This is a genomic window from Niveibacterium microcysteis (assembly GCF_017161445.1).
Taxonomy (GTDB): domain Bacteria; phylum Pseudomonadota; class Gammaproteobacteria; order Burkholderiales; family Rhodocyclaceae; genus Niveibacterium; species Niveibacterium microcysteis.
On sequence record NZ_CP071060.1, the window covers coordinates 4,481,478 to 4,504,764 of the forward strand.

General features: G+C 66.6%; 15 protein-coding genes. 9 read left to right on the plus strand and 6 right to left on the minus strand.

Going from position 1 to position 23,287, the window contains the following annotated elements:
- Positions 1 to 104: 104 nt before the first annotated feature.
- Positions 105 to 2,474 carry a penicillin-binding protein 1A gene (locus JY500_RS20330; RefSeq protein ID WP_172202457.1) on the plus strand — a complete coding sequence of 790 codons (2,370 nt, stop codon included), beginning with the start codon at positions 105 to 107 and terminating at the stop codon, positions 2,472 to 2,474.
- Here the strand turns inward: JY500_RS20330 and JY500_RS20335 are convergent.
- The gene (locus JY500_RS20335; RefSeq protein ID WP_206256557.1) at positions 2,464 to 3,912 is read right to left on the minus strand and encodes a cobyric acid synthase; all 1,449 of its coding nucleotides are present in this window, start codon (positions 3,910 to 3,912) and stop codon (positions 2,464 to 2,466) included. The genes JY500_RS20330 and JY500_RS20335 overlap by 11 nt on opposite strands.
- Positions 3,913 to 3,950: 38 nt before the next feature.
- Positions 3,951 to 4,271 (minus strand): iron donor protein CyaY, encoded by a 321-nt coding sequence (gene cyaY / locus JY500_RS20340; protein ID WP_172202456.1) that lies wholly within the window; start codon positions 4,269 to 4,271, stop codon positions 3,951 to 3,953.
- A gap of 95 nt (positions 4,272 to 4,366) precedes the next feature.
- On the opposite strand from cyaY, the gene lptM reads away from it, so the two are divergent.
- Both lptM and JY500_RS20350 read left to right on the plus strand, forming a co-directional pair.
- Positions 4,367 to 4,552, plus strand: a complete 186-nt coding sequence (gene lptM / locus JY500_RS20345) for an LPS translocon maturation chaperone LptM (RefSeq protein ID WP_206254394.1) — start codon at positions 4,367 to 4,369, stop codon at positions 4,550 to 4,552.
- Positions 4,553 to 4,721: 169 nt separating this feature from the next.
- Positions 4,722 to 5,897 (plus strand): NAD(P)H-dependent flavin oxidoreductase, encoded by a 1,176-nt coding sequence (locus JY500_RS20350; protein ID WP_246479701.1) that lies wholly within the window; start codon positions 4,722 to 4,724, stop codon positions 5,895 to 5,897.
- Between the two features lie 64 nt (positions 5,898 to 5,961).
- On the opposite strand, the gene JY500_RS20355 is transcribed toward JY500_RS20350, so the two are convergent.
- From JY500_RS20355 to JY500_RS20365, 3 genes are all read right to left on the minus strand, one after another.
- Complete coding sequence (locus JY500_RS20355) at positions 5,962 to 6,957, minus strand: phosphatidate cytidylyltransferase (protein WP_246479702.1); 996 nt, start codon at positions 6,955 to 6,957, stop codon at positions 5,962 to 5,964.
- The gene (locus JY500_RS20360) at positions 6,954 to 7,586 is read right to left on the minus strand and encodes a lysophospholipid acyltransferase family protein (protein WP_172202454.1); all 633 of its coding nucleotides are present in this window, start codon (positions 7,584 to 7,586) and stop codon (positions 6,954 to 6,956) included. The genes JY500_RS20355 and JY500_RS20360 overlap by 4 nt, the downstream gene beginning before the upstream one ends.
- A gap of 66 nt (positions 7,587 to 7,652) precedes the next feature.
- Positions 7,653 to 8,288: a 5-formyltetrahydrofolate cyclo-ligase gene (locus JY500_RS20365; protein ID WP_246479704.1), complete on the minus strand. Its 636-nt coding sequence runs from the start codon at positions 8,286 to 8,288 to the stop codon at positions 7,653 to 7,655.
- 119 nt (positions 8,289 to 8,407) lie between these two features.
- On the opposite strand from JY500_RS20365, the gene JY500_RS20370 reads away from it, so the two are divergent.
- From JY500_RS20370 to JY500_RS20395, 6 genes are all read left to right on the plus strand, one after another.
- Positions 8,408 to 10,363: a lytic transglycosylase domain-containing protein gene (locus tag JY500_RS20370; protein ID WP_206254395.1), complete on the plus strand. Its 1,956-nt coding sequence runs from the start codon at positions 8,408 to 8,410 to the stop codon at positions 10,361 to 10,363.
- 14 nt (positions 10,364 to 10,377) lie between these two features.
- Positions 10,378 to 11,340 (plus strand): complex I NDUFA9 subunit family protein, encoded by a 963-nt coding sequence (locus tag JY500_RS20375; protein WP_206254396.1) that lies wholly within the window; start codon positions 10,378 to 10,380, stop codon positions 11,338 to 11,340.
- Between the two features lie 15 nt (positions 11,341 to 11,355).
- On the plus strand, positions 11,356 to 12,000 hold the full coding sequence (locus tag JY500_RS20380) for a glutathione S-transferase family protein (protein WP_172202451.1): 645 nt from the start codon (positions 11,356 to 11,358) through the stop codon (positions 11,998 to 12,000).
- Entirely contained in the window at positions 12,000 to 13,091 is a 1,092-nt protein-coding gene (locus JY500_RS20385; RefSeq protein WP_206254397.1) for a tRNA nucleotidyltransferase/poly(A) polymerase-related protein, read from the plus strand. Before JY500_RS20380 ends, JY500_RS20385 begins: the two co-directional genes overlap by 1 nt.
- Before the next feature lie 3 nt (positions 13,092 to 13,094).
- Positions 13,095 to 15,167 carry a transglycosylase domain-containing protein gene (locus JY500_RS20390; protein WP_206254398.1) on the plus strand — a complete coding sequence of 691 codons (2,073 nt, stop codon included), beginning with the start codon at positions 13,095 to 13,097 and terminating at the stop codon, positions 15,165 to 15,167.
- An 83-nt stretch (positions 15,168 to 15,250) separates the two neighbouring features.
- Positions 15,251 to 16,690 (plus strand): cryptochrome/photolyase family protein, encoded by a 1,440-nt coding sequence (locus tag JY500_RS20395; protein ID WP_206254399.1) that lies wholly within the window; start codon positions 15,251 to 15,253, stop codon positions 16,688 to 16,690.
- 80 nt (positions 16,691 to 16,770) lie between these two features.
- Here the strand turns inward: JY500_RS20395 and JY500_RS20400 are convergent, their stop codons facing one another.
- Entirely contained in the window at positions 16,771 to 23,280 is a 6,510-nt protein-coding gene (locus JY500_RS20400) for a hybrid sensor histidine kinase/response regulator (protein ID WP_206254400.1), read from the minus strand.
- Positions 23,281 to 23,287 lie beyond the last annotated feature (7 nt).

The following is a 23,287-nucleotide window of genomic DNA, read 5'->3' on the forward strand; positions in this document are numbered from 1 at the left end:
CATCTTTCAGCGTATGTAAAGACAAAAGTATGAATTAGGAATGTTCGGCGGGCCGCAGGCCTTGGCTCGCCTATAATCCCGCATCCCATCCCACCTTCCGATCCATGCGCATCGCAACCTACATATTCGCGATTTTTGTCGGACTACTCCTGCTGGCTGCCGCCACCGTCGGGCTGGCCGTCGCCTTCGCCTGGCCGAAGCTGCCGACACTCGAGGCGCTGACCGACTACCGACCCCGCATCCCGCTCCGCGTCTTCACTTCCGATGGCCAGCTGATCGGCGAATTCGGCGAGGAGCGCCGCACATTCGCGAAGATCCAGGAAGTGCCGGCGTACATGAAGAACGCCATCCTCGCGGCGGAAGACGACCGGTTCTACGAGCACGGCGGGATCGACGTAGCCGGTTTCGCGCGCGCGGCAGTGGCCAATCTGACGTCGGGGGGCAAGCGCCAAGGCGCCAGCACGATCACGATGCAGGTTGCACGAAACTTCTTCTTGACGCGGGAAAAGAGCTATAGCCGCAAGCTTTACGAGATCCTGCTGTCGATCAAGATCGAGAAGAATCTCAGCAAGGATCAGATCCTCGAGCTGTATTTCAATCAGATCTACCTTGGCCAACGCGCCTACGGCTTCGCGGCGGCCGCGCAGATTTATTACGGCAAAAATCTCGCACAGTTGAATGTTGCTGAGGCTGCGATGCTGGCGGGCCTGCCCAAGGCGCCTTCTGCTTACAACCCGATCAGCAATCCGACGCGCGCCACGCAGCGTCAGCATTACGTGCTACGCCGCATGCGCGAGCTGAACTACATCGACGCAGCGCAGTATGAGCAGGCCTTGAAGACGCCGCTCAAGGTGGTTCGCGGCGGCGCAGAAAGCTACCCGGTGCATGGCGAGTACGTCGCCGAGATGGCGCGCCAGATGGCGGTCGAGCAATTCAAGGATGCCGCCTACACCGCCGGCATCCGAGTGATCACGACAATCAAGGCCGCAGATCAGGAGGCGGCCTACAACTCGCTTCGCCGCGGCCTGCTCGACTACGAGCGCCGCCATGCCTATCGTGGTGCGGAGGCATACGTCGATATGTCCGCCGTGCGTTCGGACAGCGACGAGCAGCTCGATGTGTTGTTGGAGGATTTTCCCGACAACGGCGAGATGGTGCCGGCGATTTTGCTGGAAGCGAACGCCAAGCGCATTCGCGCCTACCGCCGCGGTGGTGAGGTGCTGGAATTCACAGGACCGGCACTGCGGTTTGTGGCGCCGATGCTGGCCGACAATGCAGCGCCGGCCAAGCGCCTACGCCGTGGCGCGGTCGTGCGCGTCGCCGAGGGCGCGAAGGGCTGGGAGATCGTCCAGGTGCCCGAGGTCGAGGGGGCATTTGTCGCCGTCGAACCGGCGACAGGCGCCGTGCGCGCGCTCGCGGGCGGCTTCGACTTCAACCGCAACAAGTTCAATCATGTGACTCAGGCTTGGCGTCAGCCCGGATCGAGCTTCAAACCGTTCATTTACTCCGCCGCACTGGAGAAGGGTTACAGCCCGAGCAGCATCGTTGACGACGCGCCGCTCTCCTTCTCTTCCGGTCAGACCGGTAGCCAGGCCTGGGAGCCCAAGAACTACGACGGCAAATACGACGGCCCGATGTCGATTCGGACCGCGCTGGCGAAGTCCAAGAACATGGTGTCGATCCGCCTGCTCAACTCGATCGGCCCGCAGTACGCGCAAGACTACGCAGCCCGCTTCGGCTTTGACCCGGAGAAGCATCCGGCCTACCTGACCATGGCGCTCGGTGCAGGCTCCGTGACCCCGTGGCAGATGGCGCAGGCCTACTCGGTGTTCGCGAACGGCGGCTATCGGGTGCAGCCGTTCATCGTCAAGGAAATGCAGGACAGTCAGGGCCGCGTGCTGGCGCGTACGCAGACAACCAGTGCGGGTGACGGTGCGCCGCGTGTCATCGACCCGCGCAACGCCTGGATGATGGACAGCATGATGAAGGACGTCGTGCGCCGCGGCACGGCGACCAAGGCGCTCGCCCTCAAGCGGGGCGACCTGGCCGGCAAGACCGGCACCACCAACGAATATGTGGACGCATGGTTCTGCGGCTACCAGCCGACACTCGTCGGCATTGCGTGGATCGGCTACGACACGCCACGCAAGCTCGGCTCTGGCGAAACGGGTGGCGCAGCAGCATTGCCGGTATGGGTTAACTTCATGGCCAAGGCACTGCAGGGTGTACCGGAGAAGCTCATGGAGATACCGCAGGGCCTGCTGACGATCACGACGGCCGACGGCAAGGAGGACTTCGTCTACGAAGAGCGTCTCGGTACGCCGCCACCGGAAACCGAGGTGCCAGCAGATGGCGAAGCGCCTGCTCAGCAAAGCGCTCCGACACCCTCGCCTGCACCGCTGCTGCCGGCGCAACCCCAGCCCACGCCGGTGCCGCGCCCGCCACAGCAACAGCACAACGAAGTCAACGGCTGAAACCCACGCCAGTCATCCGATTGAGGCGCGCCAAGTCCAGGTGCGCCTCGATCGCATCCGCAAGCCGGTCCAGCGCGGTCTCCCGCAGCACGTCCATCGCGGGGGTTTCGGCGGCGATCAGTCCAGCCCACGCCAGCAACGCGCGACATGCTTCAGGTTGATCGAAGAGGCCGTGCACATAGGTACCGGCGACACAGCCGTCCGCGCTGATCGAACCGTCTGCGCGACCGTCGTCGAGCGAGCATAAGGGGCGGCCAAGGGCTGTTCCCGACGATTCGCCGGCGTGGATCTCGTAGCCTGTCAGACACTCACCCCCCAGCGTCAGGCGCCCGGCCACCCGACGTAGCTGTTTTTCGGCGCACAGCTCGGTGCGCATCGAAAGCAAGCCAAGGCCTTCCGTGTCGCCCGGCGCGCCTTCAACGCCTCGCGGGTCGCACACCGCCTCTCCCAGCATCTGGAAGCCGCCGCACACGCCAAGCACCTTGCCGCCATAGCGCAGGTGTCGGCGGATCGCTGCGTCCCAGCCCTGTTCGCGCAGCCATGCCAGGTCTGCGCGAGTGTTCTTGCTGCCCGGCAGGATGATGAGGTCGGCCGGGGGCAATGCACGGCCTGCCGGTACAAACTCAAGCGCAACGCCCGGCGTCAAACGCAGTGCGTCGAAATCGGTATGGTTGGAAATCCGCGGCAGCGCTGGCACGACAACGCGGAATGCGCCCTCGGCGGGCGCGGTCGCAGCGGGCAACGCGTCTTCGGCGTCAAGTGTCAGGCCTTGAAGGTAGGGCAGCACACCGAGTACCGGCCGGCCGGTGCGCTGTTCGAGCCAGTCGAGGCCCGGCTGCAGCAGAGCGATATCGCCGCGGAAACGGTTGATGACAAACCCGATCACCCGCGCCTGTTCGCTCGGTGCCAGCAAATCGAGCGTACCGACCAGATGCGCGAAGACGCCGCCGCGATCGATATCGGCAACGATGATGACCGGGCAATCGGCCGCCTCCGCGAAGCCCATGTTCGCGATGTCGCCTTCGCGCAGATTGATTTCGGCGGGGCTGCCCGCGCCCTCCACGATCACCGCGTCGTACTGCGCGCCAAGGCGCTGCCAGGATTCCAGCACCGCTTCGCGCAGAGCCGGCTTGAGCGCGTGGTAGGCCTGCGCCGCATAGTTGCCAAGCACCCGACCTTGCACGATGACCTGTGCGCCAACGTCGGTGGTCGGCTTGAGCAGCACCGGGTTCATATCGCTATGCGGTGCGATGCGGCAAGCGGCCGCTTGCACCGCCTGGGCCCGCCCGATTTCGCCGCCATCGGTTGTCACCGCGGCATTGAGCGCCATGTTCTGCGGCTTGAATGGGGCGACACGCACACCCCGGCGCACCAGTACGCGGCAAAGGCCCGCCACCAGCGTGCTCTTGCCGGCGTCCGATGTCGTGCCCTGCACCATCAGGCTCGCGGCGCGTGTGCGCGCCGGCGGCCCACTCGTCACGCCGGGCGAACCAGCGTGACTGTCTCGCCAGCCTGAGCGCTCGCTAGCCGGTTGAGTGCCGCCCACAGTTCCACACCATCGCGGGTACCAATCCACTGCCCAGCATCCGGGCGGAAGTGAAATCCGCCCAGCTTCGCCGCCACCCAGATCTCGCGCGCCGCGCTGTGGCGATTGATGATCATCTGGCTACCATCATCGAATTCGATCTGCAGCACACCACCCGGCTGCACCTCGACGTCGATGCCCGCGGCCTCGAACGCGCGCTCGATGCGATCGAGCTCCTGTTCGGCGAGCGGGTTGAAGAGCTTCTCGTCCATCGTCGTTCCTGTCTGCTAGCATCCGGCCCAGCCGGACGACACTGCTTTGATTGGCGCAGGGCGGTCCGGCATCGATGCCGCAACCTGGAACCCGAATGCTCTACCGACTGCACCGCGCCCTGCTTTGTTCCGCCGTATTGCTGCTGGCAGCCTGCGGCATCAAGGGCCCCCTGTATCTCCCCGCGCCGGTCGCACAACCGGCGCCACCGCCAGCGACGCAGTCCGCACCGGTGCAACCGGCCGCGGATGGTAGCAAAAGCCCCGCACCGATAGCCCCCTGAGTTAGCCCCTCCACCGGAGCGGCGCACGCGCGCCGTGCGGCGGGCTGTTGCCTGGCCGCCGATAGCGCCGCCACGCAACTGCAATAGTCCGGCCGCGTTTGCGTCGCATCAAGGCCCCCCTGCGCAGGCAATGCAAGAGTCAAAGCCTTTGCCTTCAGGGAACACGCCGATGTCGATGATCCAGCATGCCTTCAAACCGCTCGTCCTGCGCGGCAAGCAACTTCTGCCGATCGTGCAGGGCGGCATGGGGGTCGGCGTGTCGGCTCACCGCCTCGCGGGTGCCGTGGCAGCACTTGGCGGCGTCGGCACCATCGCCAGCGTCGATCTTCGGCGCATGCATCCGGATCTGGAAGAGGCGACCGCGCGTTGCCGCGACAAGGCGGCGATCGAGGCAGCCAACCTGACCGCGCTCGATCGCGAAATCGCCGCGGCGCGAGAAATCGCCAAGGGGATGGGCGTGGTCGCGGTGAACGTGATGCGTGCGGTCAGCCAGTACGCCGACCTTGTTCGCCAAGCCTGCCGCAGCGGTGCAGATGCGATCGTAATGGGTGCCGGCCTGCCGCTGGATCTGCCGGAACTGACGGCCGACCACCCGGATATCGCGCTGATCCCGATCCTGTCCGATGCGCGGGGCGTCAGTGTTGTCCTCAAGCGCTGGATGAAGAAGAACCGTCTGCCGGATGCGATCGTGCTGGAACACCCGGGTTGGGCGGGTGGGCACCTTGGTGCGGCGAACGTCGCCGGCACCACGGACCAGCGCTTCGATTTCGAGAAAGTCGTACCGGAATGCCTTGAAGCGATTCGGGGCCTTGGGCTTGCCTCGGAGCAGATCCCGCTGATTCCCGCGGGCGGCATCGACACGCACGACAAGGTGCGACGCATGATGGAATTGGGCGGCTCTGCCGTTCAGGTGGGCACCGCGTTTGCAGTGACTGCAGAAGGCGACGCGGCGGACGCCTTCAAGCGTGTGTTGATGGGCGCGAGCGCCGAGGACATCGTCGAATTCACCAGCTGTGCCGGCCTGCCGGCGCGCGCCGTTGCGACCCCGTGGCTGAGCAACTACCTCAAACGCGAGGAAAAGCTGCAAGGCGCCGCCGCGCGTGAAGGTGGCGAACGCCAGTGCACGCTCAAGTGGGACTGCCTGCTCCAGTGCGGCCTGCGCGACAAGCTCGCGAAGTTCGGCCAGTTCTGTATCGACAACCAGCTCGCACACGCGGTGAAGGGCGATATCGCCAAGGGCCTGTTCTTCCGCGGCAAGGGCACCCTGCCCTTCGGCACCGAGATGCGCTCGGTCCGCGAACTTGTCGAGTATCTGCTCGCCGACCGCCGTCCGCTGGCCGTCTGATCAAGCCACCTTAGCAAGAAAAAAGCCGGCGCGACGCCGGCTTTTTTCTTGGGCGCGCTCTGCCTCAGCTGGCGTAGAAGTAGCGCACCAGATGGAAGTAGATCGGTGCTGCGAAGGCCACCGGCGCCACGCGGTCCAGCATGCCGCCGTGGCCGACGATCGAATGCCCCCAGTAACGCACGCCGCGATCGCGCTTGATGGCCGTCATCACCAGGCTGCCGAGGAAGCCCATCCAGGTCGCGGCCAACGCGATGCCAAACGCCGCCCACACCCCGAAGGGCGTGATCCAGGCCAGCAGTGCACCCAGCAGCGCAGCGCCGAAACCACCCAGCACCAGGCCTTCCCAAGTCCGGGTGAGCGACACGCCTGGCGCTGCAGGCGTGCGCCCGAGTCGGGCCGAGAAGAACTTCTGCAGCACATCGCCGCTCTGCACCACCAGCACCAGGAAGGCGATCAGCAGCAGGTTGCGGCCGGCATAGCCGTTGATGCGAAGGCCCAGCAGTTGCGGTACGTTGGAGAGGCAGTAGACGCAGATCATCAGCCCCCACTGCACGTTGGCTGCGCGATCCATGAAGCGTTTGGCGTCGCCGCGCAGCGCCGAAATGATAGGCAGGAAAAGGAAGGCGAAAACCGGCACCCAGAGCTCGGTAAAGGTCAGCCAGCCGTGCCACACGCCAAGGTAGTGCAGCGGCAGCACGAGGAAGAAGGCCGCCAGCAGCGTCCAGTGGTCGCCCAGGCGCGTTGGAGACAGCGTGATGAACTCACGCAGCGTGCCGAACGACGCAAAGGCGAACAGCAGCGCCACCCCCTTTCGACCGGCGAGGAAGGCGACGCCGATCCACGCCACCATGATCCACCAGCCGCGCACGCGCGCAACGTAGCTCTCGATCACGCCGACACGGCGGCCACGCACGCGGCGACGAAGATAGCGCCCGAACAGCGTGGCGAGAATCAACACCAGAAACACGCCGGCGAACAGCAGCGCCGTGGTCGTGCGGGGGCCGAGCGTTGGCCCGGTCCACGGTGGTACCGGCAGCTTGGAGAGGTCGATCGACATCATTCGAGCGGCTCCTCACCCTTCGGCGCCCAGGATTGCAGCACGCTGCGCGCGCGGTGAAGGAAGTCGTCGCGATCCTCGTCCTGCGCCAGCCCGATCGGCTCGCCAAAGCCTACGGTACAGATCAGCGGCACCGGCAGAATCTGGCCCTTGGGCAGCACGCGGTTGAGGTTGGCCAGCCACACCGGCACCAGCTCCACCTTCGGATGACTCTCGGCCAAGTGGAACAAGCCGCCCTTGAAGGGCAACAGCTCATCACCGAGGTTGCGCGTGCCTTCCGGGAAGATGATCAAGGAGTCGCCCGCGTCCAACGCGGCCCGCATCACCTCCAACGGATCGCAACCGCCACTGCGCGCACGGTCGACCAGCACGGCACGGAACACCTGATGGATCAGGAAGCGGCGGACGGCCGACTTTTCCCAGTAATCGGAGCCCGCCACCGGGCGCGTACGACGGCGCAGCGACTTGGGCAAACTCGCCCAGATCAGCACAAAATCGACGTGGCTGGAGTGGTTGGCGAAGTAGATGCGCTGGACGGGCGCAGGCGCGCATCCGAGCCAGCGAGCCTGGACACCGGTCAGCATGCGGGCGAAACCGCAAATCACCCAGGCAACGAAAGACGCTAGAGACATCAGCAGTACGGCATTTTGGAAGGCGCGAATGGTGTACCGCGCCGATGTTTAGCGCAAGCTGCCAGATCAAATACCGTTCTTGCCGCGAAACGGCCCGAACGTGCCGCTTTCTGTCACGATCCAATCGAGCGGCATATCGTGTGGCTCGGGCCGGATGCTATCGACACGCCCCAACTCGAACCCCACCCCGACGGAGATCGGCGCCGGGCTTCGCGCCGCCAGCGTGCGATCGAAGAATCCCCCACCATAGCCGAGCCGGTAGCCCGCCGCGTCGAAGGCGTTGAGCGGCACCAGCACCACATCCGGATCCACCGATTCGAACTGCGACGGCACCGGAATGCCGAACGCGTCGGCAGCCAGTTCGGCGCCGGGCCGCCAGGCTGAGAACGCCAGCGGCGCATCCGCAGCCACCACCACCGGCAGCGCGGCCACGCGGGCCGCTTCCGCTGCCAGCCAATCGGTGACAAACGCGGTCAGATCAGGCTCGCCACGGTAAGGCCAGCAGAACCCCAGATTGCGCGGTGAGAGACGCGCCAGCAGCGGGCGCAACTGCTCGCACAGCAGCCCGCTCAGGCGCTCTCGCTCGGCCGCCGCAAGGGACTCGCGCGCGGCGATGGCGGAGCGTCGCATTTCCTGCCGCAAAGCCTTGTCCGGCGCGGCTTCCGGCACGGTGGAGGGGGACGACAAAGTGCTATCCTTCATAAATGGTCCGTATCCATTCGGCACGCGGCAACTTGCTGGCAAAGCCGCTGTCGCAGCACGGAGGGTACCGGGTCGGTGCCGTGCCGCCGCAACGAGCGCGGCCTTGAGGAGTTTAGGGAATGAAGCAGGTATTGTGCGTGGCGCTCGCGATTGGTGCCGTGTCTTTGGGTACCGGCGCCTACGCAGCCGGAGGCGAGGAGCGCTTTCTCGCCGCACGCGACGCCGCACGCAATGGCGATCTCGCGCGCATCAACCAGCTCGCCGCACAGCGCGGCGGCGACCCACTCGATGCCTATATCGATTACTGGGCGCTTTCGATTCGCCTTGCGCGCAAGGACGACGTGGATGGCGACCTGGCCAGCTTCACCGCGCGGGAGGAAGGCACCCTGCTGGCCGAACGTGCTCGCGGAGACTGGATCCGCGCCGCCGCGCGCGCGCAGCGTTGGGATGTGGTCTTGCGCGAAGGCGCGATGCTGCGTCAGCCCGAACAGGAGATGAACTGCTGGGTGCTGCAGGCGCGCTTGAACACCGGCGACCCGCAGGCCCTCAAGGATGCCGAACCGCAGTGGGAGAGCACGGCGGAGCCCGGTGAGGCCTGCACGCCGGTGATCGCGGCGCTAAGTGCCAGCAAGTCCGAAGACACCCACTGGCAACGCGCACGGCGACTCGTGGATGCGCGCCGCTACGGCGCTGCCCGCGCCACCCTGGAGGCACTGCCGGGTAACGCCGTTTCCGGCACCGCGGTGGCCGAGGCGCTCGACAATCCGCTGCGCTGGCTTGCGAAGAATCCAACGCCAGTCAGTCGCACGCAGCGAGAGATCACCGTGCTAGCGCTCTCGCGCTTGGCGCAGACCGATTACCGCGGCGCCGCAGCGCGGGTGGAAGCCCTCGGCACGGCACTCTCGCCGAGCGACCGCGCGTGGCTCTCAGGCGTGCTGGGCTGGCAAGCGGCACGCGGCAATCAGCCGGAAGCGCTGGCGTGGTATCGCGCCGCGGGCAGCGCGCCGCTATCGGAAGAATCGCGCGCATGGCAGGTGCGAGCCGCCTTGCGGGCGCGTGCCTGGGGCGAGGTGCGTCGCGCGGTGGAAGCCATGCCGCCGGCACAACGCAGCCAGCCGGAATGGGTTTACTGGTACGGCCGCGCGCTGATCGAGACCAACCGCACGGCACAGGGCCGCGAAGAACTCGAACGGATCGCGGGCGCGCCGACCTTCTACGGCATGCTGGCCGGCGAGGAGCTGGGGCGTCCGTTTGTTGCGCCCAAAGGTGCCAAGCCGCCGAGCCGCGCCGAGATCGCCCGTGTTGAATCCGACGTATCGGTACGGCGTGCCTTGGCCTTGTTCCGCCTGGAAGGGCGGCTGGACGGCGTACGTGAATGGAACTGGGCCATGCGCGCCGCGGACGACCGCTTTCTGCTCGCGGCGGCCGAAATCGCACGCCGCGAACAGCTCTACGACCGCGCGATCTACAGCGCCGAGCGCACCCAGGCCGAACACGACTTCGGCATGCGCTACCTCGTTCCGTACTACGACAAGGTGGAGCCCGCCAGCCGGCGCTGGGGGCTGGACGTGTACTGGGTCTATGGCCTGATGCGGCAGGAAAGCCGCTTCGTCACCGCGGCGCGTTCGTCGGTTGGCGCGCAGGGCCTGATGCAGGTGATGCCCGGCACCGCCAGCTACGTCGCGAAGAAGATCGGCATGCCCTACACCAAGGGCCAGGTGATCGACCTCGATACCAACGTGATGCTCGGCACTGCCTATCTCAAGATGGTGCTCGACCGCCTGGACGGCCATCCGGCGCTCGCCTCGGCCGCGTACAACGCCGGGCCCGGCCGCATACCGCGCTGGAAGGCGGCCGAACCGCTCGAAGGTGCGGTGTTTGCCGAGACGATCCCGATCTCGGAGACCCGCGACTATGTGAAGAAGGTGCTCGCCAACACGGTCGCCTATGCGGCGGTGCTGACCGGCAAACCGCAATCCCTCAAACAGCGCCTCGGCACGGTGCAGCCTAACGGCACCGCAGGCGCGGATGTTCCGGAACTCAACGAAATGCCGGCCGGCGACGGCGGCAACTGACCCGATCGGACCTCATGCAACCCAAACGTGTACTGATCATCGGCGGCACGGGTTTCCTCGGCCGCCATCTCGCCAACCGACTCGCAGCGCGCGGCATCGCGGTGCGGGTGCCAACACGGCGTCTGGCCCCCTGTGGCCCGTTGCTGGTGCTGCCTTCATCGGAAGTGGTGTCGGCGGATGTGTTTGATGCAGAGACGCTGCGACGCCTGATGCGCGATGTCGACGCGGTGGTGAATCTGGTCGGCGTGCTGCACTCGCCGTCGGGCAAGCCCTATGGTGCGGCCTTTGCGCAGGCGCATGTGGAATTACCACGGCGCATCGTCGCCGCCGCCCGGGAAGCGGGCGTGCAACGCCTGATCCATGTCAGCGCACTTGGCGCTGCGCACGACGGCCCGTCCGAGTACCTGCGCTCCAAGGCGGACGGCGAGGCCGCGATCCGCGATGCGGGCGACGCGCTGCGCTGGACGATCTTCCGCCCCTCGGTCGTGTTCGGGCCGGAAGATCGCTTCCTGAACCTCTTTGCCGGGCTCGCCAGCAGCTTCCCGGTGATTCCGCTCGGCGGCGCGGGCGCGCGCTTCCAGCCGGTGTACGTGGGCGATGTCAGCCGCGCGATTCTGGCAGCGATCGATCAGGATTTCGGCATTGGCGGCACCTACGAAATCGCCGGGCCGGATGTCTGGACGCTCGCCCAGCTTGTGGACTACGCCGCGCGCCTCGGCGGCCATCGCCCGTTGATCGTGCCGCTGCCGCGCAGCCTTGCGATGCTTCAGGCGACCGTACTGTCGTGGCTGCCGGGCGGGCTGATGAGCCCAGACAACGTTCGCTCGATGGATCGCGACAACGTGGCAAGCGGCGCCGCACAGCCCTTTGGCTTGACGCCCACCGCACTCGACGCTGTAGCGCCGGCCTGGCTCGGCAAACGCACGCAACGCGGGCGCTATGCACGCCTGCGCACCCAGCCCCGTCGCGCCCCGTAATCCGGAGTTCGCCCTATGAAACTGGTCATCGCCAACAAGAACTACTCGTCCTGGTCGCTGCGCGCCTGGCTGGCTCTACGTGCCGTCGGCCAACCCTTTGAGGAAGTGCGCGTGCTGCTGGATCAGCCCGACACCCGAGAGCGCATCCTCGAGCACTCGCCCTCGGGCCGCGTGCCCTGCCTGATCGACGACACGCTTACGGTGTGGGATTCCTTGGCCATCATCGAAACCCTCGCCGAGCGTTTTCCGCAGCTGTGGCCGGCCACCGCCGCCGCACGCGCCCACGCCCGAGCCGTGTCCGCCGAGATGCATTCGGGCTTCCCGGCGCTGCGCAGCCAGATGCCGATGAATATCCGCCGCCAGCTGCCGGGGCGTGGCCGCACACCGGCGTCAGAGGCCGACATCGCACGCGTGATTGCGATCTGGCTCGATTGCCGCAAGCGCTATGGCCGCAACGGCCCTTACCTGTTCGGCAGCTTCACCGCCGCCGACGCGATGTTCGCGCCAGTCTGCTTCCGCTTCCAGAGCTACGGCGTGGAGCCCAGCGGCGAAGCCGGCGCCTACCTCGCAACGATGCTGGCGCACCCCGCGATGCGCGAGTGGCAGGCCGCGGCGCTGGCCGAGAGCGAGGTCGTGCCTGCCGACGAGTTGCCGGACTGATGCGCGCCTACGTGGTCGGTGGCGCAGTGCGCGACGCCCTGCTCGGGCTGCCGGGGGCTGACCGTGACTGGGTGGTGGTTGGCGCCACGCCCGACGAGATGCTCGCGCAGGGCTTCCGACCGGTGGGCAAGGATTTCCCGGTGTTCCTGCATCCGAAGACGCAGGAAGAATATGCGCTCGCGCGCACCGAGCGGAAGACCGCGCCCGGCTACCACGGCTTCGTCTTCCATGCCTCGCCCGATGTCTCGCTGGAAGAGGATCTGAAACGCCGCGACCTCACGATCAACGCGATGGCACGCGATGAGGACGGCACACTGATCGACCCCTGCGGCGGCCAGCGCGACCTTGCCGCCCGAGTGCTACGCCATGTCAGCCCCGCCTTCGCGGAAGACCCTGTGCGCATCCTGCGGATTGCACGCTTCGCGGCGCGCTTCCCGGATTTCACGGTGGCGGACGAGACCCTGGCGCTGATGCGCGAGATGGTGGAGGCCGGCGAAGTCGACCACCTGGTCGCCGAGCGCGTATGGCAGGAGATCTCACGCGGCCTCTTGGCGACCGCCCCCTCGCGCATGTTCGCGCTGCTGCACGACTGCGGCGCGCTCGCGCGTTTGGCTCCTGCCCTCAACCACGCCTGGGAGGCGGAACGGCGCCTGATCGGACGGCGCCTAGACCATGCCGGCGAACTTGGCCTCGATGCCCGATTCGCGCTGCTCGCTGCTGCGCTCGACAGCGTGGCATCACTCGAAGCCCTGTGCATCGATTTGCGCGTACCGACGGATCCGCGCGAGCTGGCCGAATTGCTGTGGTGCGAACAGCAGGTGTTCGAGAAGACCGCAACGCTCGATGCGGCGACCTTGATCGCGCTGTTCGACCGCTGTGACGCCTGGCGGCGCCCGCGGCGATTTGCCGACCTGCTCGCCTGCGCCGCACATCTGGTGCCCAAGGTGCAATTGGGGCGCATCGCCGCTGCGCTGGAGCGTGCGCGTGCGGTTGATGCCGGTGCGGTGGCCAAGCAGTGCCAGGAGAAGAGCGAGATCCCCCGCCGCGTGCGTGAGGCGCGCATCGCGGCCGTCGCAAAGGATCTCGACTAGGGCATGTTGCAAGCGCTGCGCCGCGTTGTCCTGGCTGCCGCTTTGGCAAGCGGCAGCGCCGCCGCTCAACTGCCAAGCTTTGAGCAGGTGCGTGCGGCCTACCACCCCTCCGACGCGCTCTTGCTGGATCGGAATGGCGAACCGCTCGCCGACATCCGCTTCGACCTGACACGCCGGCGCTTCGACTGGGTGCCACTGGCGCAGTTCTCACCCGCGCTGCGCGAAGCCCTGATTGCCGCCGAAGACCACCGCTTCTACGAACACGAGGGCGTCGACTGGCGCGCCTTCGTCGGCTCGCTGTGGCACAACCTGCTGCATGACAACAAGCGCGGTGGCTCAACGCTGACGATGCAGCTCGCCGGTCTGCTCGACCCGGCCATCGCGATTCCCGCGGCGCCCGGCGCGCGTCGAAGCGTCGGCCAGAAGTGGGACCAGGGACTCGCAGCCCAGGAACTGGAAGCCCACTGGAGCAAGGCACAGATCCTTGAGGCTTATCTGAACCTCGCGCCATTCCGGGGCGATCTTGAAGGCGTGCATGCCGCCAGCGCCGTGCTGTTCGGCAAATCACCCGCGGCGCTGGATCGGCCGGAAGCCCTGCTGATCACCGCGCTGCTGCCGAGCCCGAACGGGCGCGCCGAACGCACCGCTCGCCGGGCCTGCGCCCGCGCGAAGAAGATGGGCGTCGGCAACCTGTGCCCTAGGCTGTACGAGCTCGCGCCGCGGCTCGACACGCCACGCAATCGGCCGCGCTTCACGCTGGCGCCGCATCTGGCGCGCCGGGTACTTCATGCAGGCGGCGAACGCGTCACCACAACGCTGGACGCCGCGGCCCAGCAAGCCGCCAGCAGCGGCCTGCGTGACGCACTGCAAGGCGCCGCGCAACGCGTCAGCAGTGCTGCGGTACTCGTCCTCGACGTAAATGACGCAAGCGTGCGCGCATGGGTCGGCGGCCTGGATCCGCTCAGTCCCGATGCCGTCACCACGGTGCGCAGCGTGCAATCGGCACTCTGGCTCCCGTTCAGCGCAGCGAATCTGATCGAACGGCGTTTGGTCACCGGGGCCAGCCTGCTCCCGAACAGCAGCGAAGGGGAATCGCCCTGGCGCAGCATGCGCGTGGCGCTGCAGCAGCCCGAATCCGGCAGCCAAGCGGCGATGCTCGCGATGGCGGAGCCTCCCGCAGAGCGACTGCGGCAGGCAGGCCTGGAACTGCCCAAGGACAGCGCGGCGTCTCCCGAACTGACCCTGTTGCAGGCCGCGCAAGCCTTCCGGCCCTTCGTCGCGGGCGGCAACTGGCAGGCGGCGCGCTGGCAGGCGGACAGCACGGCGGCGGCTGCACGCCGGCTGTGGCGCAATGACACCGCCTACATTATCGCGGACTGGCTGGCCGATCCGACGCAGAAAGGGGCTGCCAGTGAGCTGCAGCGGCCGGACGGTGGCTGGCAGGCGGTGTGGCGGATGAGCGATCCCACGCGCGACATCGCGATTGCGATGCATGCCGGCGAGCGGTATTTGATCGCGGTGCAAGTCGCCGGCAGCGGCAGTGGCGCCGAGCAGCCCGCCCGACTGGCGGCACGAGCCATCGCGGCGATCCAGCACCATCTGGGCAATCCGCCGTCGCGCGCGCCGCGAACACCCTCCGGCGTCGTCCTCGGTGTTGTCGCTTTTGATCCGCCGGTGGAACCGGCGCGTCGGGAATGGTTCCTGCGCGGCACGGAAGTGTCGCTGTCGGTGGCGCCCGGCCGCGACAGCACGCTCGCGCACAAGATCGTGACGCCCGAGGGCACCAGCACCGGCGCGCTCTTGCGCAGCGGCGAAGCGCTTGTACTGGAGAGCGCGCCAGCCACGCCGGACGCGCGCTGGTGGGCCGACGACGAGCTGATCGGCGAGGGGGCAACGATCCTGTGGGCGCCGCCGGCCGGGCACTACCGCCTTGAGTTGCGCTCGCCCGAAGGGGTGGTGTGGGATCGCCGCGAGTTCACACTGAGCTACCCGGACGACGACACAACGCGCGAGCACGCACCCGGCGGCGGCGCATCCCAATCGGAACCGCGCGCGCCGGTGCGGGCGCCGCGCTAGGCTTCATGCGCAGGCGCTGCGGTGCGCACTGAACTTGCGCACCGGGCAGCTGTCATTCTCATCCGTTCGCTCCGCTGGCCACCATGTCCATCGCCCTCGTCTGGTTCCGTCGCGATCTGCGCGACAACGATCACGCTGCGCTCTACCACGCCCTCAAGGCGCATACACAGGTGTACTGCAGCTTCGTGTTCGATCGCGAGATTCTCGATGCCTTGCCGTGTCGCCAGGATCGCCGGGTCGAGTTCATCCACGCCAGCGTTGTCGAGCTCGATACCGCACTGCGCGCGCGCGGCGGCGGTTTGATCGTGCTGCATGGCTCCGCGCGCGAGGCGTTGCCGGCGCTCGCGCTGCAACTCGGGGCGAGCGCGGTGTACGCCAACCACGATTACGAACCCGCGGCCCTCGCACGCGACGACGCGGTCCGCGGTGCGCTCGGCGCGGCCGGCGTGGCGTTCCACACCTTCAAGGATCAGGTGATATTCGAGAAGAGCGAGGTGCTGACCGGCGCCGGACGCCCATTCTCGGTATTCACACCGTACCGCAACGCGTGGCGACGCCAGCTGACGCCGTTCTTCCTGCAGGCGTACCCGGTCGAACGCTACGCCGCTAAGCTGCGCGCGCCCAAGGACGACAGGCGAATTCCCAGCCTCGTGGAGCTCGGGTTTGAGCCCAGCAACCTGGCTCAACTCGCGATGCCCTGTGGCATGTCCGGCGCCCGCGCGCTGTGGCAGGACTTTCGCTCACGCATGGGCGACTACGACCGGGCGCGCGACTTCCCGGCCGTGAAGGGCGTGTCCTACCTCTCGACACACCTGAGATTTGGCACGATCTCGATCCGCGAACTCGCGCGCGCGGCATTCGATACACCAGGCAAGGGTGCCGAAACCTGGCTTAACGAACTGATCTGGCGGGACTTCTATCAGCAGGTGCTATGGCACCGGCCGGACGTCGTGGCGCGCAGCTTCCGCCCTGAATTCGACGCGGTGCGCTGGGAAGAAGGCCCCGACGCCGAACGCATGTTCGAGGCATGGTGCGAGGCGCGCACCGGCTATCCACTGGTCGACGCCGCGATGCGTCAGTTGAACCAGACGGGCTGGATGCACAATCGGCTGCGCATGGTGGTCGCAAGCTTCCTGACGAAGGACCTCGGCATTCACTGGCTGCGTGGCGAACGCTACTTTGCCGAGAAGCTCAATGACTACGACCTCGCAGCCAACAACGGTGGCTGGCAATGGGCCGCCTCAACAGGCTGCGACGCACAGCCCTGGTTCCGCATCTTCAACCCGGTGACCCAGTCGGAACGCTTCGATCCGGACGGGCGCTTCATTCGGCGCTATCTGCCTGAACTCGCAGATGTGCCGACGCGCTGGATCCATGCGCCCTGGTTGATGAGCCCGCTCGAACAGGCTGCGCACGCATGCGTCATCGGACGTGACTATCCGCCACCGCTGGTCGATCACGCTCAAGCGCGAGAGCGCACGCTGCAGCGCTTCAAGCTCGTCAAGACGAGCGAAACCGACTAGGCGCGCATCGCGCGATCCCTCGTCAGTCAGAAAAAAGAAACCCCGCCGTAGCGGGGTTTCTCGTTTCAGGACTGCGGCGTTCAGCGCTTGACGAAATCCTTGATCAGGCCGAGCAGCTCTTCTTCGTTGTACGGCTTGCCGAGGTAGTGATTCACCCCGATCTCGAACGCGTAGTTGCGATGCTTGTCCGCCATGCGCGACGTGATCATGATGATCGGCAGCGGACGCAGGCGATCGTCGGCGCGGATGTTGCGCGTCAGATCGTAGCCATCCATACGCGGCATCTCGATATCGAGCAGCATCACGTCCGGCATCGTCTCGACCAACTGCTCCAGCGCATCGACACCATCCTTCGCCGTCACGACGCGATAGCCTTCGCGTTCGAGCAGGCGGCTGGTGATCTTGCGCACCGTCAGCGAATCGTCGACCACCATCACCGTCGGCACGTAGGACGTATCGACCGGCGGCGGCGCCACCGGTTCGCCCGCAGCGGCGGCCGCCTCGGCATGCGCCGTCGCGGATTGCAGCAGGTCGGCCAGCACCACCGGGTTGATGATCAGCGAGATCTCGCCGTCGGCCAGCACCGTAGCGCCCGAGAAGCCCTGCAGACGCGTGAACTGCGGCCCGGCGTTCTTGACCACAACTTCCTGGTTGCCACGCAGTTCGTCGATATACAGCGCGATTGCGTCGGTACCGACTCGCAGCAGCAGCACCCAGTGGAAGCGGCCGGCAGCCGGTTGCGACTTGCGATCGCCCAACACGCGCGGGAGATAGAAGAACGGATAACGCTGATCCTTCCAGGTCGCGAAACCATTGGTGCGCAGTTCGTCCAGCGCGTCCTGCTTGAGCTCAAGCACCTGCTCGACCATGTTCGACGGGATCGCGTAGGTGCGTTCGCCCGAACGCACCAGCAAGGCTTGCGTCACGGCGAGCGTCAGCGGCAAGTGGATCAGGAAGCGTGCCCCCTGGCCAGCGACTGAGCCAACGTCGATACGGCCGCCAACACCGGTGGTTTCGCTCTTCACCACGTCCATGCCGACGCCGCGGCCCGCAACCTCGGACACCTTCTCGGCGGTGGTGAAACCCGGCTCAAAGATGAATTGGGTCAGTCGCGCGTCGGAGGCGTTCTCACCCGCGGTGAGGAAGCCCTTCGACTCGGCGCGTCGGCGAATACCGTCAAAGTCCAGACCACGTCCGTCGTCCGCCAGCTCGATCGCAACTTCGTTGCTGCGCTGGGTGATCGTCAGCGTGATCTGGCCGATTTCCGGCTTGTTCGCAGCGCGACGCTGTTCCGGCGTTTCCAGACCGTGCGCCACCGCGTTGCGCAGCAAGTGCTCGATCGGGGCCGTCATCTTGTCCAGCACACCACGGTCGATTTCGATGGTGCCGCCGCGGATGTCGAGGTTGGCGCGCTTGCCGAGTTCCTTCGCGGTCTGCCGCACGACGCGGTAGAGGCGATCGGAGAGTTCGTCGAACGGCACCATTCGCACGCCCATCAGCGCTTGCTGAAGGTCACGCGACAAGCGGCCCTGCGCATGCAGCGCGGTATCGGCGGCGTCGAGGTTCTTCAGCAAGTTCTGCTGGATCGTCGTCACGTCACCGACCGACTCGGCCATCATCCGCGTCAGTTCCTGGAAGCGGGTGAAGCGGTCGAATTCGAGCGGATCGAAGTCGGCATGCTGATGTTCGGCCTGCGCAACGCGCGCCTGCATCTGCGTTTCGGCCGCGATTTCAACTTCGCGCAGCTGGTTGCGCAGACGAATCACGTTTTCCGTCAGATCCAGCAGCGAGCGGCGCAGCGTGCGCAGTTCGCCTTCGATACGTGTACGTGCAATCGAGATTTCGCCGGCCTCGTTGACGAAGCGGTCGACCATGTCGGAGCGCACACGCAGCGTTGCACGCGGCCCAGCCTGCGCTTCCGCCTCCTCCACGCTGACCATCGCGGGCGCGGCCGGCTTCGGCGCTGCGGGCGCAGCCGTGGCGACCGTCGTATCCGGCGCCTGGGCGTCTGCCGCAGGTGCGGCGCTCACGGCAGCGTGGACTGGCGCCTGCGCAGGTTCGCCGCGCTGCATGCGCTGAACCATGTGACCCACTGCGTCGAGGCCGCTTTCCATGTCGTCGGCGAGCTGCGTGCCGTCCACACCGGCAGCGCGTGCGTGCAGCAAGCGGTTCTCGATGCCATGCACGAACTCGCCGAGCGTCATCGCGCCGGCCATCCGGGCGCTGCCCTTGAGGGTATGCAACAGGCGTGCAAACGCCTGAGCGCCCTCTTCGGCTTCAGCCGGGTTATGCAGCTTGCGGGCCTCGGTGGCGAGGTCGCGCATCAATTCTTCGGCTTCTTCGAAGAAGATCGGCAACAGCTGTTCGTCGAGATCGTCGTGCACCACCGCGCGTTCGGGCTCGGGCGCCTCGACGGCCGCAACGATCGGGGCCTCTTCAGCCTCGAACACCGCTTCGTGCGCTTCGGGCAGCGCAGCAAGCGGCGCCTCCTCGGCCACGGTGACCGGCTCTTCGAGCGCAGCGGCTTCGGCCGGCACCAGGGTCTCGTCGAACGAGGCCTCGTGTTCGGCATCGACGGTCGGCTCTTCAGTCTCGGTCAGCGTGGCGAGATCCACCGCCTCAAGCGTCTCTTCCACGACCTCCGGCTCGGCATGCGCCACGACACGCTCCAGCGCATCGTCCAGTTCGGGCGTTGCGAGCGGCATCTGCCGCGCGTCCACCTCGGCCACCATGGCCTGCAGGCGTTCGCCGCTCAAGCGGAATAGATCGGCCTGATCCGGCGTCGGCGCCTGTTCGGCGAGATGCAGACGAGCAAGCGCGTGTTCGAGCGCCTTGGCCAGCGTGCGGATCGAATCGATGCGGGCAGTGCCGGAAATGCCACCCAGCGTGTGTGCTGCACGAATCACAGGCTCTTGCGGCACCAGCACCGGGTTGTGCTGGAAGCGCGGCAGTTCTTCGCGCAACGTAGCGACGTGCTGGTGCGCCTCGGCGATGTAGAGCTCGAAGAGCTGGCGCGAAATCTCGGTGTCGCCGATCCGCACGGTGTCCGGCTCGGGCGGCGGCGCCTCGGGCTCTTCCAGGGTCAGATCGCCCGACGCGACGGCGTCATCGATGGCATCCAGCTCGTCCAGCTCTTGCGCGTCGGACCCGGTGGGCTCAAGCGCGAGATCAACCGGCTCGATCAGCTCGGCCGGCACAGCGGTGTCGACCACCTCTTCAATCTCGGCGACGGCGTCGAGCGCTTCAAGCTCTGCAAGGCTGGCCTCGTCCGTGCCTTCCTCGACCGGCAGCAGCTCCGGCATTTCGAGTTCGATTGGGGCAGCCTCATCGGCCGCCGCAAATTCCACCGGAGCAGCGGTTTCAACCAGCTCGGCGTCGGGCACGAGCTCAGGAACCGGCTCAAGCACGACATCCTGCAGCGACTCGAGCGCCAGATCCGCCTCGAGCGGCTCGACTGACACGATCTCCGGAATCTCGATCGGTGCGGCGGCCGCGGGTTCTGGTTCCGGGGCGAGCTCAACCGGCGCTTGAGCCTCAAGCACCTCTTCGGGTTCGGGCTCCGGTTCCAGATCGAGGTCGAGCGTCGGCAGGCTCGGCACTTCCTCGGCAGGCGCAGGTTCGTCATGCGCGTTAAGGAAAGCCTCGCGCATTTCCAGCGGCGCGAGCAGCGTCGCCGTCAGATCGACTTCTTCCTCGCCGGAGTGGGAAGGCAGTGCCTCTTCGTCGGTCAGCGACACTTCGGCCAGATCGAAATCGAGCGTCGCTTCGCTCGTCGGCGCGGGCGACGGCGCAATCGGCGCCATCATTGGCGGCTCGACGAGCTCTTCCGGCTCGGACTCGAAACTCAGCGACGCGAGATCTTCCGGTCCGGTCAGGCTGGCGGTGAGATCGAAGACTTCTTCTTGCTCAACCGCCTCCGCCTTGAGTTCATCCAGCTCAGCCATCAATGGCTTCGCGGGCTCGGCGGCACTGACTGCATCGTCGAACGGTGCGAGCAGGGTGGCGGTCAGATCAACGGTTTCCGGCTCTTCTTCGGCAACCGAGTCCTGCACCGGGGCGAGCAAGGTCGAGGCAAGATCAATCTCGGGCTCGGCACTGTCGAACTCAAGCTCGAGATCCAGGTCGGCCTCGGGCGCAGCGGGCGCGGGCGCCGCCGCAGGTACTTCCACCGGCGCCACAGGGGCGGCGGTCGAGACTTCGGGCGAGACGCCTTCCATCAGCGCATCAAGCGCCTCGGTCTGGGCGACCAAAGCACTTGCGTCACGCCATGTGCTGCCACCCGCTTCCAGTTGCGTCACCCAGGCGCCGAAGAGCACATGGGCGTTGGCGACGAGATCAAGGAAGGGCTGAGTCGCGTCACGCTCCTGCTGCAACCAGCGGTTGAGCGAAAATTCCACCGCCTTGGCCGCGTCGGAGAAGTCGTTGAGGCCGACCATCCGGCTCGAACCCTTGAGGGTATGGAAGCCGCGGCGAATCGTGACGATGTTTTCGTGGTTGTGCGGATCAAGCGAGGCCGCCTCGCGGTGCGAGCGGATCGTCTCCAGCACCTCGTGCGCTTCTTCCAGGAAGATCGCGAGCAGTTCGGCGTCGACCTCGTCTTCGCTGGCGGAGATCAGGCGAGCCGCATCGGCCGAAGGCTCCGGTGCCGCAGCCGGGGCGATAGCGGCGACAACTTCCTGCACCTTCGCAGAGTCATCGCCCGTCTTCAACGCCGCGAGCGCTTCCCGAGCCTGCTGTTCGAGCTTGGTGTCGGCCAGCAACGCTGCGTCTTCGCGCAGGGTTTCGAGGTTCTGCTTGAGTTCCTCGCGCACCTTCTGATCGGCAGGCGCTTCCGCCAATTGCTGGATCAGCTGCTGCGTCTCGCGGCTTTGCTGGCGCACTTCCGCTTCGATCGTAGCCGGTGCTTCGGGCGCTACAGCCCCACCCTGCGGGGCGAGGAATTTCTCAAGCCGCGCCGGGCCGAAACGCAGGGCCTCGACAAAGAAGCCCAGCGCAGAGAACTCATGCGCGATCTGTTCGCAAACTTCGGGGGCAACCGGCTCTTCGCCACCGAGCGCCGCAACACGCGCGGCGTTCTCTGCGACCAGCTTGGCGGCGTCGGTCTCGCCAAGCATCGAGAATGCACCCTCGACCTGCTTGAGCGGGGCCGACAGCGCGGCCAGCGCGGCGCTGTTAGACGGATTGCGGAAATACGTGTCCAGCGTCTGCTCGACCTGGCCCAAGCTGGTCTGAATCTCACGCGCCAGCTGGTTGAAGAACAAGCGCTCCTGCGCACGTCGCGAGCTATCGCCGAACAGCTGTTCGTCGAGTTCGCCCGGATCGCGGCCGGCCTCTCGCGCGGCAAGGCGCGCAACCAGCGCATCGACCTGGCGTTGCAGCAGATCCTGGCTGGGCGCAGAGGCGGCATCAACCGCCTGCTCGGCGATCAGCAAAGCCGTCGCGACATCCATCGACAGGTCGTCGTTCGACTTCAGCGGATCCTTGCGCAACCACGCTGCGGTGCCATGCAGCGCCTCAACCAGCCGCGCAACAGCGGGCTGATGCAGGGTCTGCAACGGCGCGCGCGCGGCGGCCAGGTTCTCCTGCAACTGCGGCAGACCAACGGCGGACCCTGCCGCGAATTTGTTCCACGACTCCTTGGCGTTCTCGATCGCTTCGCGCAATGCGCGCTGCACCGGCGCCAAGGGCGTTTCTGCGATGCGCGCGTCAGCTGCGGCGGGCAGCAAGGCATCAAGACGGAACGCGCTGCGCACCGCACGCGCATGCTCGGTATTGATGCTCGCGTTGGCCACATGGAACAGCACGTCGCGCACAAGACGCTCGGCCACAACATGCGAGCCTTCGAGCAGGCGGCGCATCTGCGTGTCGATTCGCCGGCACAGGCGCTGCGCATCGCGGTCTGCGGCGATCGCGCGCTGGGCCAAGCCCTCGAAGAACGCAATCGATGCCCACCAGAAGCCCTGCGCACCAGGAGCCGGATTGATTTCTGCAATCCGCTGGATCGCAACAAGCATCAGGCGCGGGCCGCTGTCCGACGCGGGTTCGCGCAGCCAGGACAGCAGGCCTTTCTCGAAACGCGCGCGGGCCGTGCGCAACTCTTTGGCTGCGATCACCGGATCTAGGTTGACGTGCGAATCCTGCGATGGCCGCACGGCCAGATTCGGGAAGAACAGTTCGCTCTGTCCCGGGACCTCGATGCCGCGGGCCTCGGCGATCTCCGCGTAGAGCGGGTAGAGGCGCAGCGGCTGATGCGGCGCGCCGTCCTGCAGCTCCGCAAGATAGTTGCCGAGTGCGATCAGCGCACGGCGCAGCAGCGGCGCATGCGTATCGCCAAATTCGATCTGCCCCCCCGCGAGCGAGGCCAGCAGCGCATCGAGCGCCTCGGCAAACTGTGTCACGCCGTCGAGACCGACGACGGAGAGCGCCCCCTGGACCTGGTGGACATGGTTCTGGGCAAAGCGCAGCTGTTCGCTGCGGTCCTCGCCCGCTTCCACCTTGGTCAAAGCATCCTGTGCCCGGGCCAGGGCAGCGTCGATCTCGCCCCGGACCCAAGTCAGCGGGGCGATGTCGAGTTCCATCTCGGAATTCATCGTCAGC

Coding starts and splice junctions, on each gene's coding strand:
- JY500_RS20380 (WP_172202451.1), top strand. CDS start 11,356: ATGAAACTGGTCATCGCCAACAAGAACTACTCGTCCTGGTCGCTGCGC.
- cyaY (WP_172202456.1), bottom strand. CDS start 4,271: ATGGACGAGAAGCTCTTCAACCCGCTCGCCGAACAGGAGCTCGATCGC.
- JY500_RS20330 (WP_172202457.1), top strand. CDS start 105: ATGCGCATCGCAACCTACATATTCGCGATTTTTGTCGGACTACTCCTG.
- JY500_RS20400 (WP_206254400.1), bottom strand. CDS start 23,280: ATGAATTCCGAGATGGAACTCGACATCGCCCCGCTGACTTGGGTCCGG.
- JY500_RS20395 (WP_206254399.1), top strand. CDS start 15,251: ATGTCCATCGCCCTCGTCTGGTTCCGTCGCGATCTGCGCGACAACGAT.
- JY500_RS20360 (WP_172202454.1), bottom strand. CDS start 7,586: ATGTCTCTAGCGTCTTTCGTTGCCTGGGTGATTTGCGGTTTCGCCCGC.
- JY500_RS20335 (WP_206256557.1), bottom strand. CDS start 3,912: ATGGTGCAGGGCACGACATCGGACGCCGGCAAGAGCACGCTGGTGGCG.
- JY500_RS20355 (WP_246479702.1), bottom strand. CDS start 6,957: ATGATGTCGATCGACCTCTCCAAGCTGCCGGTACCACCGTGGACCGGG.
- JY500_RS20375 (WP_206254396.1), top strand. CDS start 10,378: ATGCAACCCAAACGTGTACTGATCATCGGCGGCACGGGTTTCCTCGGC.
- JY500_RS20365 (WP_246479704.1), bottom strand. CDS start 8,288: ATGAAGGATAGCACTTTGTCGTCCCCCTCCACCGTGCCGGAAGCCGCG.
- lptM (WP_206254394.1), top strand. CDS start 4,367: ATGCTCTACCGACTGCACCGCGCCCTGCTTTGTTCCGCCGTATTGCTG.
- JY500_RS20385 (WP_206254397.1), top strand. CDS start 12,000: ATGCGCGCCTACGTGGTCGGTGGCGCAGTGCGCGACGCCCTGCTCGGG.
- JY500_RS20370 (WP_206254395.1), top strand. CDS start 8,408: ATGAAGCAGGTATTGTGCGTGGCGCTCGCGATTGGTGCCGTGTCTTTG.
- JY500_RS20350 (WP_246479701.1), top strand. CDS start 4,722: ATGTCGATGATCCAGCATGCCTTCAAACCGCTCGTCCTGCGCGGCAAG.
- JY500_RS20390 (WP_206254398.1), top strand. CDS start 13,095: ATGTTGCAAGCGCTGCGCCGCGTTGTCCTGGCTGCCGCTTTGGCAAGC.